Origin of the sequence: Marinomonas foliarum, from assembly GCF_016906065.1 — a bacterium.
GTDB lineage: Bacteria > Pseudomonadota > Gammaproteobacteria > Pseudomonadales > Marinomonadaceae > Marinomonas > Marinomonas foliarum.
Genome location: NZ_CP070273.1, coordinates 1,696,891 through 1,711,482 on the forward strand (window position 1 = coordinate 1,696,891; position 14,592 = coordinate 1,711,482).

General features: G+C 45.3%; 10 protein-coding genes. 1 reads left to right on the forward strand and 9 read right to left on the reverse strand.

What is annotated here, in order from left to right:
• The first annotated feature begins 30 nt into the window (after positions 1 to 30).
• Positions 31 to 1,617, forward strand: a complete 1,587-nt coding sequence (locus JSY38_RS07880) for a cation:proton antiporter family protein (protein WP_205116346.1) — start codon at positions 31 to 33, stop codon at positions 1,615 to 1,617.
• Positions 1,618 to 1,705: 88 nt separating this feature from the next.
• Here the strand turns inward: JSY38_RS07880 and JSY38_RS07885 are convergent, their stop codons facing one another.
• The 9 genes from JSY38_RS07885 to JSY38_RS07925 all read right to left on the reverse strand — a co-directional run bounded on the left by JSY38_RS07885 (position 1,706) and on the right by JSY38_RS07925 (position 14,534).
• On the reverse strand, positions 1,706 to 1,876 hold the full coding sequence (locus tag JSY38_RS07885) for a DUF6435 family protein (RefSeq protein ID WP_114411496.1): 171 nt from the start codon (positions 1,874 to 1,876) through the stop codon (positions 1,706 to 1,708).
• A 152-nt stretch (positions 1,877 to 2,028) separates the two neighbouring features.
• Positions 2,029 to 3,450 carry an FAD-dependent oxidoreductase gene (locus JSY38_RS07890; protein WP_205116349.1) on the reverse strand — a complete coding sequence of 474 codons (1,422 nt, stop codon included), beginning with the start codon at positions 3,448 to 3,450 and terminating at the stop codon, positions 2,029 to 2,031.
• A gap of 118 nt (positions 3,451 to 3,568) precedes the next feature.
• Complete coding sequence (gene gltB / locus JSY38_RS07895) at positions 3,569 to 8,020, reverse strand: glutamate synthase large subunit (protein ID WP_114411494.1); 4,452 nt, start codon at positions 8,018 to 8,020, stop codon at positions 3,569 to 3,571.
• 409 nt (positions 8,021 to 8,429) lie between these two features.
• Positions 8,430 to 9,971: an SPOR domain-containing protein gene (locus JSY38_RS07900; protein ID WP_205116351.1), complete on the reverse strand. Its 1,542-nt coding sequence runs from the start codon at positions 9,969 to 9,971 to the stop codon at positions 8,430 to 8,432.
• A 26-nt stretch (positions 9,972 to 9,997) separates the two neighbouring features.
• Complete coding sequence (gene aroB / locus JSY38_RS07905) at positions 9,998 to 11,110, reverse strand: 3-dehydroquinate synthase (protein ID WP_205116353.1); 1,113 nt, start codon at positions 11,108 to 11,110, stop codon at positions 9,998 to 10,000.
• The gene (locus tag JSY38_RS07910) at positions 11,110 to 11,658 is read right to left on the reverse strand and encodes a shikimate kinase (protein WP_114411491.1); all 549 of its coding nucleotides are present in this window, start codon (positions 11,656 to 11,658) and stop codon (positions 11,110 to 11,112) included. The genes aroB and JSY38_RS07910 overlap by 1 nt, the downstream gene beginning before the upstream one ends.
• Positions 11,659 to 11,700: 42 nt before the next feature.
• Entirely contained in the window at positions 11,701 to 12,882 is a 1,182-nt protein-coding gene (locus JSY38_RS07915; RefSeq protein WP_205116355.1) for a type IV pilus secretin PilQ, read from the reverse strand.
• Positions 12,875 to 13,585 (reverse strand): hypothetical protein, encoded by a 711-nt coding sequence (locus tag JSY38_RS07920; RefSeq protein WP_205116357.1) that lies wholly within the window; start codon positions 13,583 to 13,585, stop codon positions 12,875 to 12,877. The genes JSY38_RS07915 and JSY38_RS07920 overlap by 8 nt, the downstream gene beginning before the upstream one ends.
• Positions 13,554 to 14,534, reverse strand: a complete 981-nt coding sequence (locus tag JSY38_RS07925) for a hypothetical protein (RefSeq protein WP_114411488.1) — start codon at positions 14,532 to 14,534, stop codon at positions 13,554 to 13,556. The genes JSY38_RS07920 and JSY38_RS07925 overlap by 32 nt, the downstream gene beginning before the upstream one ends.
• Positions 14,535 to 14,592 lie beyond the last annotated feature (58 nt).

Sequence of the window (14,592 nt, forward strand, 5' to 3'; positions counted from 1 at the left end):
CTTTACCACTCTGGATATCAGTAGGAATCTATGGAATTCATTTGGATCTTATTCGCATTCGCCTGCGGACTGGCTGTCAAGTTAATCAATTTACCGCCACTAATAGGTTTCTTGTTGGCTGGCTTTCTACTTAATTACGCAGGATTAGAGCCAAGCAATACTCTGGATTCTCTTGCCAACATTGGCATTACCCTGATGCTGTTTAGCATCGGCTTGAAATTACATGTTAAGGATCTTTTAAAACGAGAAGTCTGGGCATCGACACTTAGTCATATGGGCATAAGCACCATAATGTTTGCCGGTATAGCCTTACTACTTGGCACATTAAGTCTGCCCTACTTTGGCGTGCTGGATTTCAAAACCGCGGCGCTTATTGGTTTTGCGCTCAGCTTCTCCAGTACTGTTTGTGTCATGAAGCTCTTAGAGGAAAGTAGCGAATTAAAAACACGTCACGGACAATTGTCTCTTGGCATTTTGGTAATGCAGGACATAGTGGCGGTTATTTTCCTTGTCGCAGCCACAGGTAAGGTTCCGTCTATCTGGGCGCTTGGATTATTTGGCTTACTGCTGATTCGACCTATTATTAACAAGATCGTCGACAAGGCAGGTCATGGCGAAATGCTTCCATTAACAGGACTGTTTCTTGCGCTAGGTGGCTACGAGCTATTCTACTTGGTGGGCGTTAAGGGCGATTTAGGGGCGCTGATTTTCGGTATTCTATTGGCTTCTCATTCTAAAGCCGCTGAGCTCAATAAGTCCCTAATGAACTTCAAAGACTTGTTCTTAATTGGCTTCTTTTTATCCATTGGTTTTACCGCCCTACCAACATTAAGCATGATCGGCATGAGCTTGATTCTCACCTTAGTCATCTTAGTGAAATATGCGCTCTTCTTTATCTTGTTAACCAAGATGAAATTACGTGGTCGAACCTCTTTCCTATCGTCAATGATTCTGTCTAACTACAGCGAATTTGGCTTAATTGTCGTTGCTCTGAGTGTGGCGAACGGCTGGTTAGAAAAAGAATGGCTGGTTATTTTGGCTCTCGCCGTTTCGTTCTCTTTCGTCATCACCAGCGTTCTGTATCGCAACGTTCATCGCATGTACCGTAAAAACAAAGACGTCATTCGCCGTTTTGAAAGTTCAGATTGTTTACCTGAAGACCGTTTCGTACAGCCAGTCAACAGCGATATCCTTGTCGTGGGTTTAGGTCGAGTTGGCCGTGGTGCATTTGAATCGTTAAAAGGCTTTGTTGGGGATACCGTAGCCGGTATGGATGCCGATCGGAACCGTATTAACCAAATGCAAGCCGACCAAGAAAACGTCTTCTACGGAGACGGTGAAGACGCCGACTTATGGGAGCGCTTGGACACTTCTCGCATTGATTTAGTATTGCTTGCTCTACCAGCAGCAGAAGACACCACCAATGTCGCCATACAGCTACGTAAAGCCAACTACACAGGCCAAATCGCAGCCATAGCACGTTACCAGGATGAAAGAGAGATCCTCATCAACAGCGGCATAGACAACGTCTTCAACTTCTATACCGAAGCCGGTACAGGGTTTGCGGAAGAGAGTTTGGCGCTGGTTCGTCCAATGGACAACGCTACACCGTCTTAATCTTAAAAAGAGCCAAGCGCTCACAATTTATGCACTATAATTAAAAACGCGGCGCCACTAACATGGCACCGCGTTTTTTTGATTCCTTTTATGCTGACCTAGCTTCGTCTATTTTCGCTTTCACCGCTTCGGCTTGCTCCGTCAGTTCTGAATAAAGTCGGATGTCGCCACTGCGTTGGGCTTGCATGGCTTTTTCTAGTAACTCACCATATTCTTTATCGAGTTTTTTAATCGGGTCGGACTTAAGAAAAGAAAACATAAGTAGCCTGTTGTTGTAAGTTGATAAAGTTCATACGACACGGAGCGAGATTTGGATCGATTCAACTAACAAATCACCAAAACAAAAACGCCAACCAGACGAAATCTGATTGGCGCTTTAACTCACAACTCCACAAGTTAGCGGCCTTGTGATTAAACGTCTAGGAAATCCATAATCCCTTCCGCAGCCTTACGACCCTCATCGATAGCCGTTACCACTAAGTCAGAACCACGTACCATGTCGCCACCAGCAAAAATTTTCTCGTTGGTCGTTTGGAACATGAATTTGCCTTTCTTAGGTGCGACAACACGGCCACGAGCGTCAGTCTCGATGCCGAATTTTTCGAACCAAGGCGCTGGACTCGCTTGGAAACCAAAAGCGATCAATACGGTGTCTGCAGGAATGATCTGCTCACTGCCTTCTACAATCTCAGCCGTACGGCGACCGTTTTCGTCAGGCGCACCCATTTGTGTTTCGACAACCTTGATACCTTCCACTTTACCATCACCAATGATTTCTACTGGTTGGCGGTTGAAAAGGAACTGAACACCTTCTTCTTTTGCGTTTTGTACTTCTTTACGGGAACCGGGCATGTTTTCTTGGTCACGACGATACGCACACGTCACGCTTTTCGCGCCTTGACGAATCGCGGTACGGTTACAGTCCATCGCCGTATCACCACCACCCAAGACAACGACTTGCTTGCCTTTTAAGTTCACGTAATCAGCTTCGTCTTCTTCGAAGTCTAGGCAATGATTGACGTTAGAAATCAGGTAATCCAAGGCGTCATGAACACCTGGTAAGTCTTCACCTGGGAAACCGCCTTTCATGTATTTGTAAGTACCCATGCCAAGGAACACGGCATCGTACTCTTCCAATACATGTTCAAACGGCACATCGTCACCAACAGACGTTCCAAGAACGAACTCCACACCCATTTCTTCAAAAATTTCACGACGACGTGTCATGACGCTTTTTTCCAGTTTGAATTCTGGAATACCAAAGGTCAGCAAACCACCGATTTCTGGGTACTTGTCAAAAACCACAGGCTTGATGCCGTTACGCACCAAGATGTCCGCACAGGCAAGACCAGCAGGGCCTGCACCAACGATCGCAACGGTTTTGTTAACCGGTACAACGTTGGACATATCTGGACGCCAGCCCAAAGCAAACGCGGTGTCTGTAATGTATTTTTCAACAGAACCGATCGTAACCGCACCAAAGCCACCTTCGCCAAGAGTACAAGCACCTTCACAAAGACGGTCTTGTGGGCAAACACGACCACAGACTTCTGGCAAAGAGTTGGTTTGATGACTCAACTCCGCTGCTTCTAAAATGCTACCTTCGCTTACTAACTTCAGCCAGTTTGGAATGTAGTTGTGTACTGGGCATTTCCACTCACAATAAGGGTTGCCACACTCTAGACAGCGATGTGCTTGATCTTTCGCTCCCGCTTCTTCGAATGGTTTATAAATTTCGACGAATTGCCCTTTGCGCGTAATTAAAGGCTTCTTTTTTGGATCCTTACGATCCACTTCGACGAATTGAAATGCGTTGTTCAAGCGCTCAGACATAAGCTGCTATCTCCTCGGCCGCCTGTAAACAAGCGGCGCTTCTCTCAAATGGGTCAGACTGATTCATTCACAACGCTTGGTTCGTTTCATTACAAACCAAGCGCTATAACAGCGTGTTTTATTCCGGACGTTGACGAGTGTTAGCCAATAGCGCACCTAAACTGGCGGCTTTTGGTTTCACTAGCCAGAACTTGCCAATGTAGTCGTAGAAGTTCTCTAAGATCTCTTGGCCCCATTCGCTGTTAGTTTCTCGGACATATTCTTCGATCACAGAGCGAAGGTGTGAACGATACTCTTCCGTTAATTCCGTACCGATACGGTGAATTTCCACCAATTCGTGATTGTATTTATCTACGAAGGTACGATCCAAATCGAGTACATAAGCGAAACCGCCTGTCATACCCGCACCAAAGTTGTAACCCGTATTACCAAGTACTGTCACCATACCGCCAGTCATGTATTCACAGCAGTGGTCGCCAGCGCCTTCTATAACCGTATGCGTACCTGAGTTACGTACCGCAAAACGCTCACCAGCCGTACCCGCTGCAAACAATTTACCGCCCGTCGCACCGTACAAACAGGTGTTACCGATAATGGCAGAGTCTTGCGATTTGAACATTGAGCCTTTCGGAGAGCGAATAACCAACTTACCACCAGTCATACCTTTACCAACATAGTCGTTAGCATCACCCTCTAGGTACATATTCAAACCACCAGCGTTCCATACACCGAAGCTCTGACCTGCAGTACCAGTCAATTTCAATGTTAGTGGCACATCAGACATGCCTTGGTTGCCATAGCGTTTCGCAATTTCACCAGACAAACGCGCACCGATAGAACGGTCACAGTTGGTTACGTCAAAGGCAAACTCACCGCCTTCTTTTTCTTCCACTACGTCTTTCACTGCATCCCACATTTTCAAAGCCAGCAGACCTTTATCGTGTGGAGGGTTAAACGGCGAGTTGCAGTATTGTGCTTTGTCAGCAGGAATCAGATCGTTTTGCAAAATTGGAGATAGATCTAAGCTGCGCTGCTTGTCCGTTTCACCTGGCAAAATAGCCAGTAGATCAGTACGACCGATCAAATCTTGTAGACGAGCCACACCCAATTTAGCTAGCCATTGACGTGTGTCTTCCGCCATAAAGCAGAAGAAGTTCTTGATCATTTCAACGGTGCCGATGAAGTGCTCATCGCGCAGCATTTGATCCTGAGTCGCCACGCCCGTAGCACAGTTGTTCAAGTGGCAAATACGCAAGAACTTACAACCCATGGCAACCATTGGTGTCGTACCAAAGCCAAAGCTCTCTGCGCCAAGAATTGCCGCTTTCACAACATCCAGACCAGTTTTTAGACCACCGTCAGTTTGCAGGCGAATTTTGCCGCGAAGATCATTAGAACGAAGCGCTTGTTGTGCTTCTGCTAAACCTAATTCCCAAGGAGAACCCGCATGGCGAATTGACGTAATTGGCGACGCGGCTGTACCACCGTCATAACCAGAGATGGTAATCAAATCCGCGTAAGCTTTCGCTACACCCGCAGCGATTGTGCCAACACCCGGCTCAGAAACCAGTTTCACCGACACCAAAGCGTCTGGGTTAACTTGTTTCAAATCGAAAATCAGCTGAGCCAAATCTTCAATCGAGTAGATATCGTGATGCGGTGGTGGTGAAATCAAGGTAACACCAGGAACCGCATAGCGTAGACGAGCAATTAAGCCGTTTACTTTACCACCTGGTAGCTGACCACCTTCACCCGGTTTCGCACCTTGTGCCACTTTAATCTGTAGCACTTCAGCGTTAACCAAATACTCTGGAGTCACACCAAAGCGGCCAGAGGCGATTTGCTTGATCTTAGAGCGACGCTCAGTACCGTGACGAGCAGGGTCTTCACCACCCTCTCCAGAGTTAGAACGACAGCCTAATTCATTCATCGCTTGCGCTAGCGCTTCATGTGCTTCTGGTGACAAGGCCCCCAAGGACATACCTGCAGAATCGAAACGAGGAAGAATAGCCTCAATAGATTCAACGTCGTCCAACGCAATGGCTTTCGCTTTATCAGATAAAGTAAACAAGTCACGCAACATAGACGCAGGACGATTGTTCACTAGATCGGTGTATTTGGTAAAATCTTCAAAGCGACCGCTGCCTACGGCGACTTGCAAGTTACGCACGACATCTGGGTTAAAGGCATGATATTCCGCTTCGTGGACGTATTTTAGATAACCGCCCTGCTGAATTGGTTTGCGCAATTTCCATGCATTATTCGCGATGGATTCTTGATCCTTTTGGAAATCTTCAAAACGCGCACCTTTAATTCGACTTGGAACGCCTTTAAAGCATAGGTCGACCACTTTCGTATCCAAACCTACGGCTTCAAATAACTGCGCACCACGATAGGAAGCGATCGTCGAAATACCCATTTTAGAGATGATCTTCATCAAGCCCTTGTTAATACCTTTACGGTATTTAACGTGGCAAGCAATTGGATCACCCAAAACTTCGCCTTTATCGACCATGTCGTTAATCAAACGATAAGAAAGGTATGGATAAACCGCTGTCGCACCAAAACCTAACAACACAGCAAACTGATGAGGATCACGAGCAAAACCTGTGTCTGCAATGATATTTGAATCGCAACGCAAACCTTGCTTAGACAAATGATGGTGCACAGCACCCACTGCCATTGGAGCAGGGATAGGCAAGTGGCCTTTTTCGATATCACGATCCGTCAAGACCAAGATAACTGCGCCATTACGTACCACCTCTTCCGCTTTTACTTGCAAGTCTTTAATCGCTTGCTCAAGGGAAACTTTTTCAGGATTGTAATTTGTATTCACACGAACCAAACGGAAACGGTGATCATCTAATGCCAACAAACGGCTGTATTTGCGTGGTGACAATACAGGTGAAGACAAGATAATTCGATTGGCGTGTTTTGGCGTTTCTTCAAATAAATTTCGCTCTACACCGATGCACGTTTCCAACGACATCACCACAGATTCACGTAGTGGATCAATTGGTGGGTTGGTCACCTGTGCAAACTTCTGACGGAAATAATCTGTCACTGGGCGAGTTTGGCTAGACATAACGGCCATCGGCGTGTCATCACCCATAGAACCAACGGCTTCATGACCGCTTTCAGCTAAAGGGCGGAAAATTTGCTCTCGTTCTTCAAAAGACACTTGGAACATCTTTTGATAAGTGGACATTTCTTCTTTAGTGAAAGGTTCAAACTCAAGAGACGATTCTTCCAACAAAGATTCGATGCGAATCGCTTCCTGCTTCAACCATTTTTTATATGGGTGCATGGATTTAAGGCGATTATCAATGTCATCCGTGTGCAGCACCTTGCCGTTTTGAGTGTCGATTACCAACATTTGTCCAGGACCAACACGGCCTTTCGACACAACGTCTTCTGATTTGTAGCCATAAGTACCGACTTCAGAAGCAAGCGTAATAAAGCCATTTTTAGTGATAACCCAACGCGCAGGACGCAAACCGTTACGGTCAAGCATACAAATAGCATGACGACCATCGGTCATTACCAAGCCTGCTGGGCCATCCCAAGGATCCATGTGCATAGAGTTGTACTGATAGAAAGCACGTAACTCTGGATCCATGTTTTCAACGTTCTGCCACGCTGGTGGAATGATCAAACGCGCCGCACGGAAAATATCTACGCCACCCGTTACCAAGACTTCCAACATGTTATCCATGGAAGAAGAATCGGAACCCGTTAAGTTAACCAAAGGCTGAAGATCTTGTAGCTCTGGAATCAATGGTGTACGCAATTTGCTAGTTCGAGCTAACGCCCAATTGCGGTTACCTTCAATGGTATTGATCTCACCGTTATGCGCCAACATGCGGAACGGTTGAGCCAATGGCCACTTAGGAAGCGTATTAGTAGAAAAGCGTTGGTGGAAAACACAAATCGCTGTTTGCATTTTTTCGTTGCCCAAATCTTTATAAAAGAAGGGCAAATCCACTGGCATCATCAGGCCTTTGTATGCCAACACTTTGTCGGACAAAGAACAGATGTAGAAGTTTTCGTATTCTGCCAGCGCGATTTCAGCTTGACGACGAGCGACAAACAAACGTGTTGCAAAAGTACGAGCATCCATACGGTTGCTGTCGACAAATACTTGCTCAATACGAGGCAAGCAATCCATCGCGATAACACCAAGACAAGATGCATCGATTGGCACTTCACGCCAACCCACAACATTCAACCCTTCGTCAGTCAGTTTTTTTGTTAAGGTTTCACGCTGTTCGCTAGCTAATGTTTCATCTTGATCAAGAAACACCATGCCAATACCGTAAAGGTCAGACAAGGTGTGATTAAATAAAGCGTGTGCTTCACCACGTAAAAATAGATCCGGCTTCTGGATAAGAAGACCACAGCCGTCACCTGTTTTACCATCTGCAGCGATACCGCCACGGTGTGTCATACATGTCAAAGATTCAATGGCTGTCTTAAGTAATTCATGGCTGGTATTGCCTTCCATATGCGCAATTAAGCCAAAGCCACAGTTGTCTTTGAACTCGCCAGGACGATAAAGGCCTGCATTCATACACCAACTCCCACAGTTGAAACGTAAAAATAATAAAGATTAGATATTAATTCGATTATCAAGTGGCTGGGTTAAAAAGAAAAAGCGCGAATGCTTTCGCTTCGAGAATGACTATCATCTACCCAAAACACCACCGAAATGGACGATCATACTACCCTGACAAAGAGCACTACTCAAACTAGCACTGCCCTGCTTTATGTTATTTAGACGGTTTTTATAGGGGTTTTAGCGTCAAATAGCGGCGACTTAGAGAATTATCTATGGTGGGAGTTTTTGCAAACAGAAAATTCCACTGTTCATTCAAGTTTTTCAGAGGATTACAGTGATTTTTACTAAATTTAGATAATGACTATACAAAAGCGTCACAAAACGCCATTTATACGGCGTTTTATACTTCACTCAGTCGATATCACTGAGCTTTCCTAATATCGTCCTGAATGCCTCGAGCACTTCTCGCCCAAGGATTGAGGTCGCGGATATCTTTTGGAAGAGATTCGGCTCCCGCTATGGCCTCACTGCGATTACGATACGTACCATAAACTACAACAAACCAGTCCCTGCCATTATGTTTCGATTTAAAGTACCCAAACGCATCCACGCCACCTTGATCACGAATAAAGTCCTGAACGGTCCCCTTATTATGCGTTCCCAGTAGCTGCAATGTGTATCGATTTGGGTTTTGAGAAAGCCACCATTCCGTCTTATCAAAAGGATCTTGGGTAACTTTCAGGTTTGCCTGCTCAGCTCTCGGAGAGACAACTTCTGACGTCTCCTCGATTTGCGGTGCCGCTTCCACTTCAGGTACTTCTGAACGAATCGGTGCCGTAGAAATGGCATTATTTGTCATTGATGGTGTTGTCGCTGGCAACGATCGCGAAGTACTAATGGCTGGTAACGATGAATTAGTTGGAATCGGTGGAAGAACCACATCACCTTCTTGACCGATTTTGCGCTGCATAGCATCAATTCTAGCAATAGTTTCCGCCGATGATTGACCTTGCCTTGGGCTTAAAGGAATAACATTACTGGCTCTATCAGCAGTAGTAGTTGATGTATCCGGCTTATCAGAAAACAACACAGCAACCAAAATACCTAGCATCACCACAGACAAGAGCGCCATATGTGCTAACGGGAACCCCATAGCAAGATTGAAGCGCATACCCGATTTCGCGGGTTTATTACCATTCCCCATTAACGCCTGCGCCGCTTGATTTATTCGACCAGGATAACCACTCGATTCTTGATAAATTTGTTTCACCTGCTTGTCATTAAAGGGCAGGTTAATGCCACCGCTTACCGCGCGAATACGATGCAATAAATAGGCTTTCGTTTGCTCCAGTGAATAAGGGGCAAGCGTGAAAGAATGGCTTAATTGTTCATAACGAGAACTTTGATAAGAGTCTAGATTTCGAGAAAGTGAATACTCACTAAACAGCACCACATGCGGCACCGTTTGATTGTCTGTCGCTAAAGACATCATATCCAGTAGCATGCTGACAGCGTCTGTATTTAATTCTTGAGCATTATCAATTAATACCAATGCCGCTTGGCCTTTTTCTTCTAAATCATGAGAGAACTTAAGCAAAGGTCCAAAAGTAGTTTCATTAGGTGGCTGAGTAAAGTGACCTGAAAATCCAGCATATATGGCCTGCAGCAACTGGCCTGCCGTCATTAACATGGTGCCTTTCACATGGCTGACAATGGTTGTGTCGTCTTGATGGCGCGCGAACTCCATAAGAAAACGACTTTTACCGCTGCCTTGTGGGCCTTGCACAACAGACAGCAAATTACTGTAACGACTTAAATGTTCTAGCAAAGCCAATTGCTGATTGCCTTCTTCAGACGCAAAGTAAACCGATGCGTCTTTCGAGCCAAAAGGATCCCTCAGCGTTGCTTTTGGCGGCTGATTAAGCGCATCCTCTAAATCAAACTGAAAGTCTGGCTTTGCCATAATCGTCCTTCAACAATAAGTCGCCATTAAGAAATGGCGAGGTTAGCTTGCTTACTCGCTTCAAGCGCGTCCATTAGACAGGCATTGAAATCTTCCATTGGAAAATCAGATGTTACAATGGCTTCACCTAGGGCGCCAAGTAGCACCAAACGCAAACTTCCATCCAATACTTTTTTATCTAATGCCATACGCTCAACAAAATGAGCCTGAGTCATATCAACCGGTGGCAATACTGGCAGCTTAGCCGCCTTAAACAGGGCAACAGCACGACCAAAGTCTTCACAGGAGACATTGCCCATGCGCCATGAAAGATCCATTGCTAATACACTTCCTGCCGCTACAGCTTCACCATGCAACCAGTTACCATAACCCATTTGCGTTTCAATGGCGTGCCCAAAAGTATGACCTAAATTGAGGATCGCACGAATACCGCCCTCTCTTTCGTCTTGAGCAACAACATTGGCTTTAGCCAAACAAGAGCGATAAATAGCTTCACTGATTTTTTCATTGTCCAATGACATCAAAGCAGGCATCTCTTGTTCTAACCAATCAAAAAATGGCACATCACAAATCAAACCATACTTAATCACTTCTGCCATACCCGCTGACAACTCTCGTTGTGGCAAACTTAACAGACTATCAGTATCTATAATCACCGCTTGAGGCTGATAAAATGCCCCAATCATATTCTTACCAAGCGGATGATTTACGCCCGTTTTACCACCTACAGAGGAATCTACTTGAGACAATAAAGTTGTAGGCACCTGAATAAATGGGACGCCACGTTGATACGTCGCAGCTGCAAACCCAGCCATATCACCAACAACACCACCACCTAAAGCAATCACTGTCGTAGTTCGGTTATGCTTAGCTTCCAGCAATGATGTCATTATCATGCCGTAGGTATCTAGTGTTTTAAACGCTTCACCATCAGGCAAAACACAGATATCGACCTTGTAGTCTTCTGACAGCATGGTAACCATGGCGTCTAGGTACAGAGGGGCAATTGTGTCATTTGTCACTATCATGACTTGTTTGCCATGAATCGCTTCATCAAAAAGAGCTTTTTGCTGACGTATGCCACGGCCAATATAAATAGGGTAGCTACGATCATCCAGATCAACGGTTAATGTGCGCATTAGGATGTAGTTGTCTCCTCTTTTAAATGTCGCTTAATAGCATCTAAAACTTTGTTGGCAACAGATCTTGGGTGGCGAGAGTCGGTCTCAATAACCAAGGTCGCCACTTCTCTGTATAAAGGGTCACGAACTTCAAACAACTTTTTGAGTGTTGCTTTAGGGTCACCTGTCTGCAGTAGCGGACGATGAGTGCTTTTGGATGTTCGGTATAACTGCTGAGCAACAGATGCGTATAAATACACAACAAGAGCATTTTCACGGAGAATATCTCGGTTTTCTTCACGCATCACAATTCCGCCGCCAGTCGCCAAGACACTGTCACCTTTATCTGACTGTGCAACAGACGCCAAAGCTTGCGTTTCACGTTTACGGAATCCGTCTTCGCCTTCCCTCTCAAAGATCCAAGGAATGTCAGCACCAGCGTTATCTTCTATGACTTTATCTAGGTCATAAAAGTCTTTATCCATTGACTGTGAAATCAAACGGCCTATTGTCGTTTTTCCAGCGCCCATCGGGCCTACTAAAATAATATTGGGGGCTTTTATCATTGTATTCAATTACATCGGAATTAAGCAGAATTAGACTGCGGCCTAGTTAACTGACATTTGTAGCAGCTTTGGCGTAATAAATACAAGTAATTCAACCTTTTCTTGCTGTTCTGATCGCCTTTTAAACAGCTCACCCAGCAATGGAATCGCGCTAAAGAAGGGCACTCGACTCTCTGATTCAAAGCGCTCTTCACGAAAAATTCCCCCTAAAACAAGTGTTTCTTGGTTTTTCACTACAACCTGCGTTTTTAAACGATTGGTTTTCAAGCTAGGAACGCCATTCACTAGATCGCCAACAGAATCTTGGTGAATGTTGAGGGATAGCAAAATATGCTCTCCTTCTTTTACAAAAGGCGTTACTTCCAACATCAGTGCAGCTTGGCGAAATTCAATACTAACTTTATCGTCAGTAACGGTTTGATATGGCACTTCCGTACCCGATTCAATTCGAGCAGGCTGCCCCTCAGAAGTAACAATCTTAGGTTTGGACACCACATTAGCCAAACCTTCCCCCTCCATCATATCCAATGTGAAGGCCAACAATCCAGAGCCACCAGCATTAGAAAAGCTCAAGCTTGTTGAAGGCGCAAGAGCCCCCAAATCCACAGCACCACCCAGCGAAGACCGTACACCGTCTGACAACTTTGCTTGCCAATTAACACCAAACTGAGATTGCGCCGTACGACTAACTTGTGCAATTTGCGCACTGATTTCAATCTGCCTTAACGGCGCATCTAACCAAGCCAAGGTTTCACGAATACCTTCAAATGATTCACACGATGAGGCAATAATCGAGTTGGTCCGATTATCAACAACCAAAGAAAGCGAAGGATATAACGTTTGTAAGTGCACACCTACAGCCTCTGCTTTGGCATGTTTCAATACCCAGTAAGCTTGCTGACAAAGTGCCTTCGCGATGTTACTTTCAGGCACCTCGTCAATGGTGTTGGGCATCAATACAGCAACAGATCCTTGCCATTCAAGACGTAAGTGCGGCGGCTGAGCAACAGCTTCCATCACCTCTTTCCAGCTCGCATTTTTGATCGACAAAGTTAATACATCATCTATCTCTTGGCTTATAACTACACTCTCATTCATTTGCGCAGCAAGCCAAGGTAGTACTTCTTGCAAGGAACGGGACTCAAAATACACATCCATGGCATTAACAGAACGCACGCCGATCACAAAAAGAATAACTAACACACGGATACCTAAGCTAGTCATCGTCATCACCCACCTGACGTATTGCCAAGGTCTGTAAGGAGCCATCTTTTGCAATAAGTGTCACTTGATCAGATGATACAGAACCAACCGACAAACCTGCCGCAGGCAACCAACTGCCCTCTTGTACCCAGTGGCGATGATGTTTATATTCAACCAAGGCAGAGGCATTTTCAGACGTACGCATCGTCGACAACAGCTGCCAATCTTTTTTGATAAAGCGCTCGATCAAAATACGTGCAGGCAACCAATTGTGGTATTCACGATTCATCTTGGGTGCCTGAATCGAAAATTGCATTTTTCCTTGCCACTGCTCGCCACTCCTTCTTTGCCATGACACTGACAGCAACGCTAAAGCGAATCGCTCCTCAACTTGCTCCAATGCTGTTTGCCATTGCGGTAAAGACGCAGCACCCTCGATTTCCCAGATTGAAGTAATTTCCTGCGCCGTATCGACTGTTCGGTGCTGTAGCCAAGGGTGATCTTCAAACTCAGCCATTGCTAACGCGCGGCTTTGTTGTTGAATGGAATTCCATGAATGCTGTGCACCTTGCTTCAACTTAAGTTGCCGGCCTGCATTATCGTAAGCATTATCAATAAATGGGTACCAAACCGCCAACTGCAATATTATCAACAACAGTACAAGCGAGAGATTGATACGAAGTAAGAACGCCCTAAGAGCCTGAAAAAATGGAGATAGAAACATCCAATACCTCCACTTTTTTATGAACAGATTCAGCGGGTTTTGAGGTTTGACTTACTTCCCAGAGCCAGTGCGGAAATTGATGCTGCCAACCAATGAAAACTGAATCTAAATCAGATTGAGACAGGGTCATTCGAACCTTGGCCTTCGCACCATCACTTTCCACCGCAGCCAGCCGAACCGATTTGGGTAATGCTTGTACTACGCTTAAAATAGACTGAGTGAAATCATTTTCTACGTGGACAGCTTTCCAAGCGGACTGAAGTTCCAATACTTCCTGGCGGGCTAAAATTGCTTCTTCAGTGTGTTTGTGGAGAGAAAAAAGATATGTCAGTGCTCCTCCTTGAACGAACAAACTTAGTATCAATAGATAACCTAACAACGTACGTACTTTTTGATTTTTCACCTTATTCGGCTGATAAGAGGACAGAGCCTGCTTTTTACAATTTGACCAAGACCGGCGGCTGGGTGCTTTCATATCCAGCCATTGGCTAGACGGCATAATCACACAGTCCTTTGCAGTATTGTAAAAAGGTCGACAAAGCAGTTCCGCCCACTCATTCGAACAAGCAAACACAGTCAACTCAGCACGCTTATCCGACAATGCAATTTGCAAGTAATTGAACTTCACCGCCTCTGGAGTCAAAAACGTGGTTTCGGCCGCATAACTGAGGGCCGCCAAAGGCAGCAATGTGGAAGGAATCAGGTGATCTATCTGAGATCGAGAAACTACAAGCCATGCATCAGGCACCAAAATCAGGACAGGGGTTCTTTTTGCTAAAGACTCAAGGGATAATGTTTGATGTATTGCAGATAATTGAAGAGTATCAGGAGTAGAGCTGCCCTGATTAATAGCTTGTAATGCGACTAACTCTGCCGCCTTAAAAGAATCATAAAATATACACTGCTCAGCCGTATAGACAGCCACAGAATAGGCAGAAACTAACCGCATCATTCATCCTTGAAATTATAGGTTATTCGGTAAAACGTTTAATTCGACGTCCATGCCA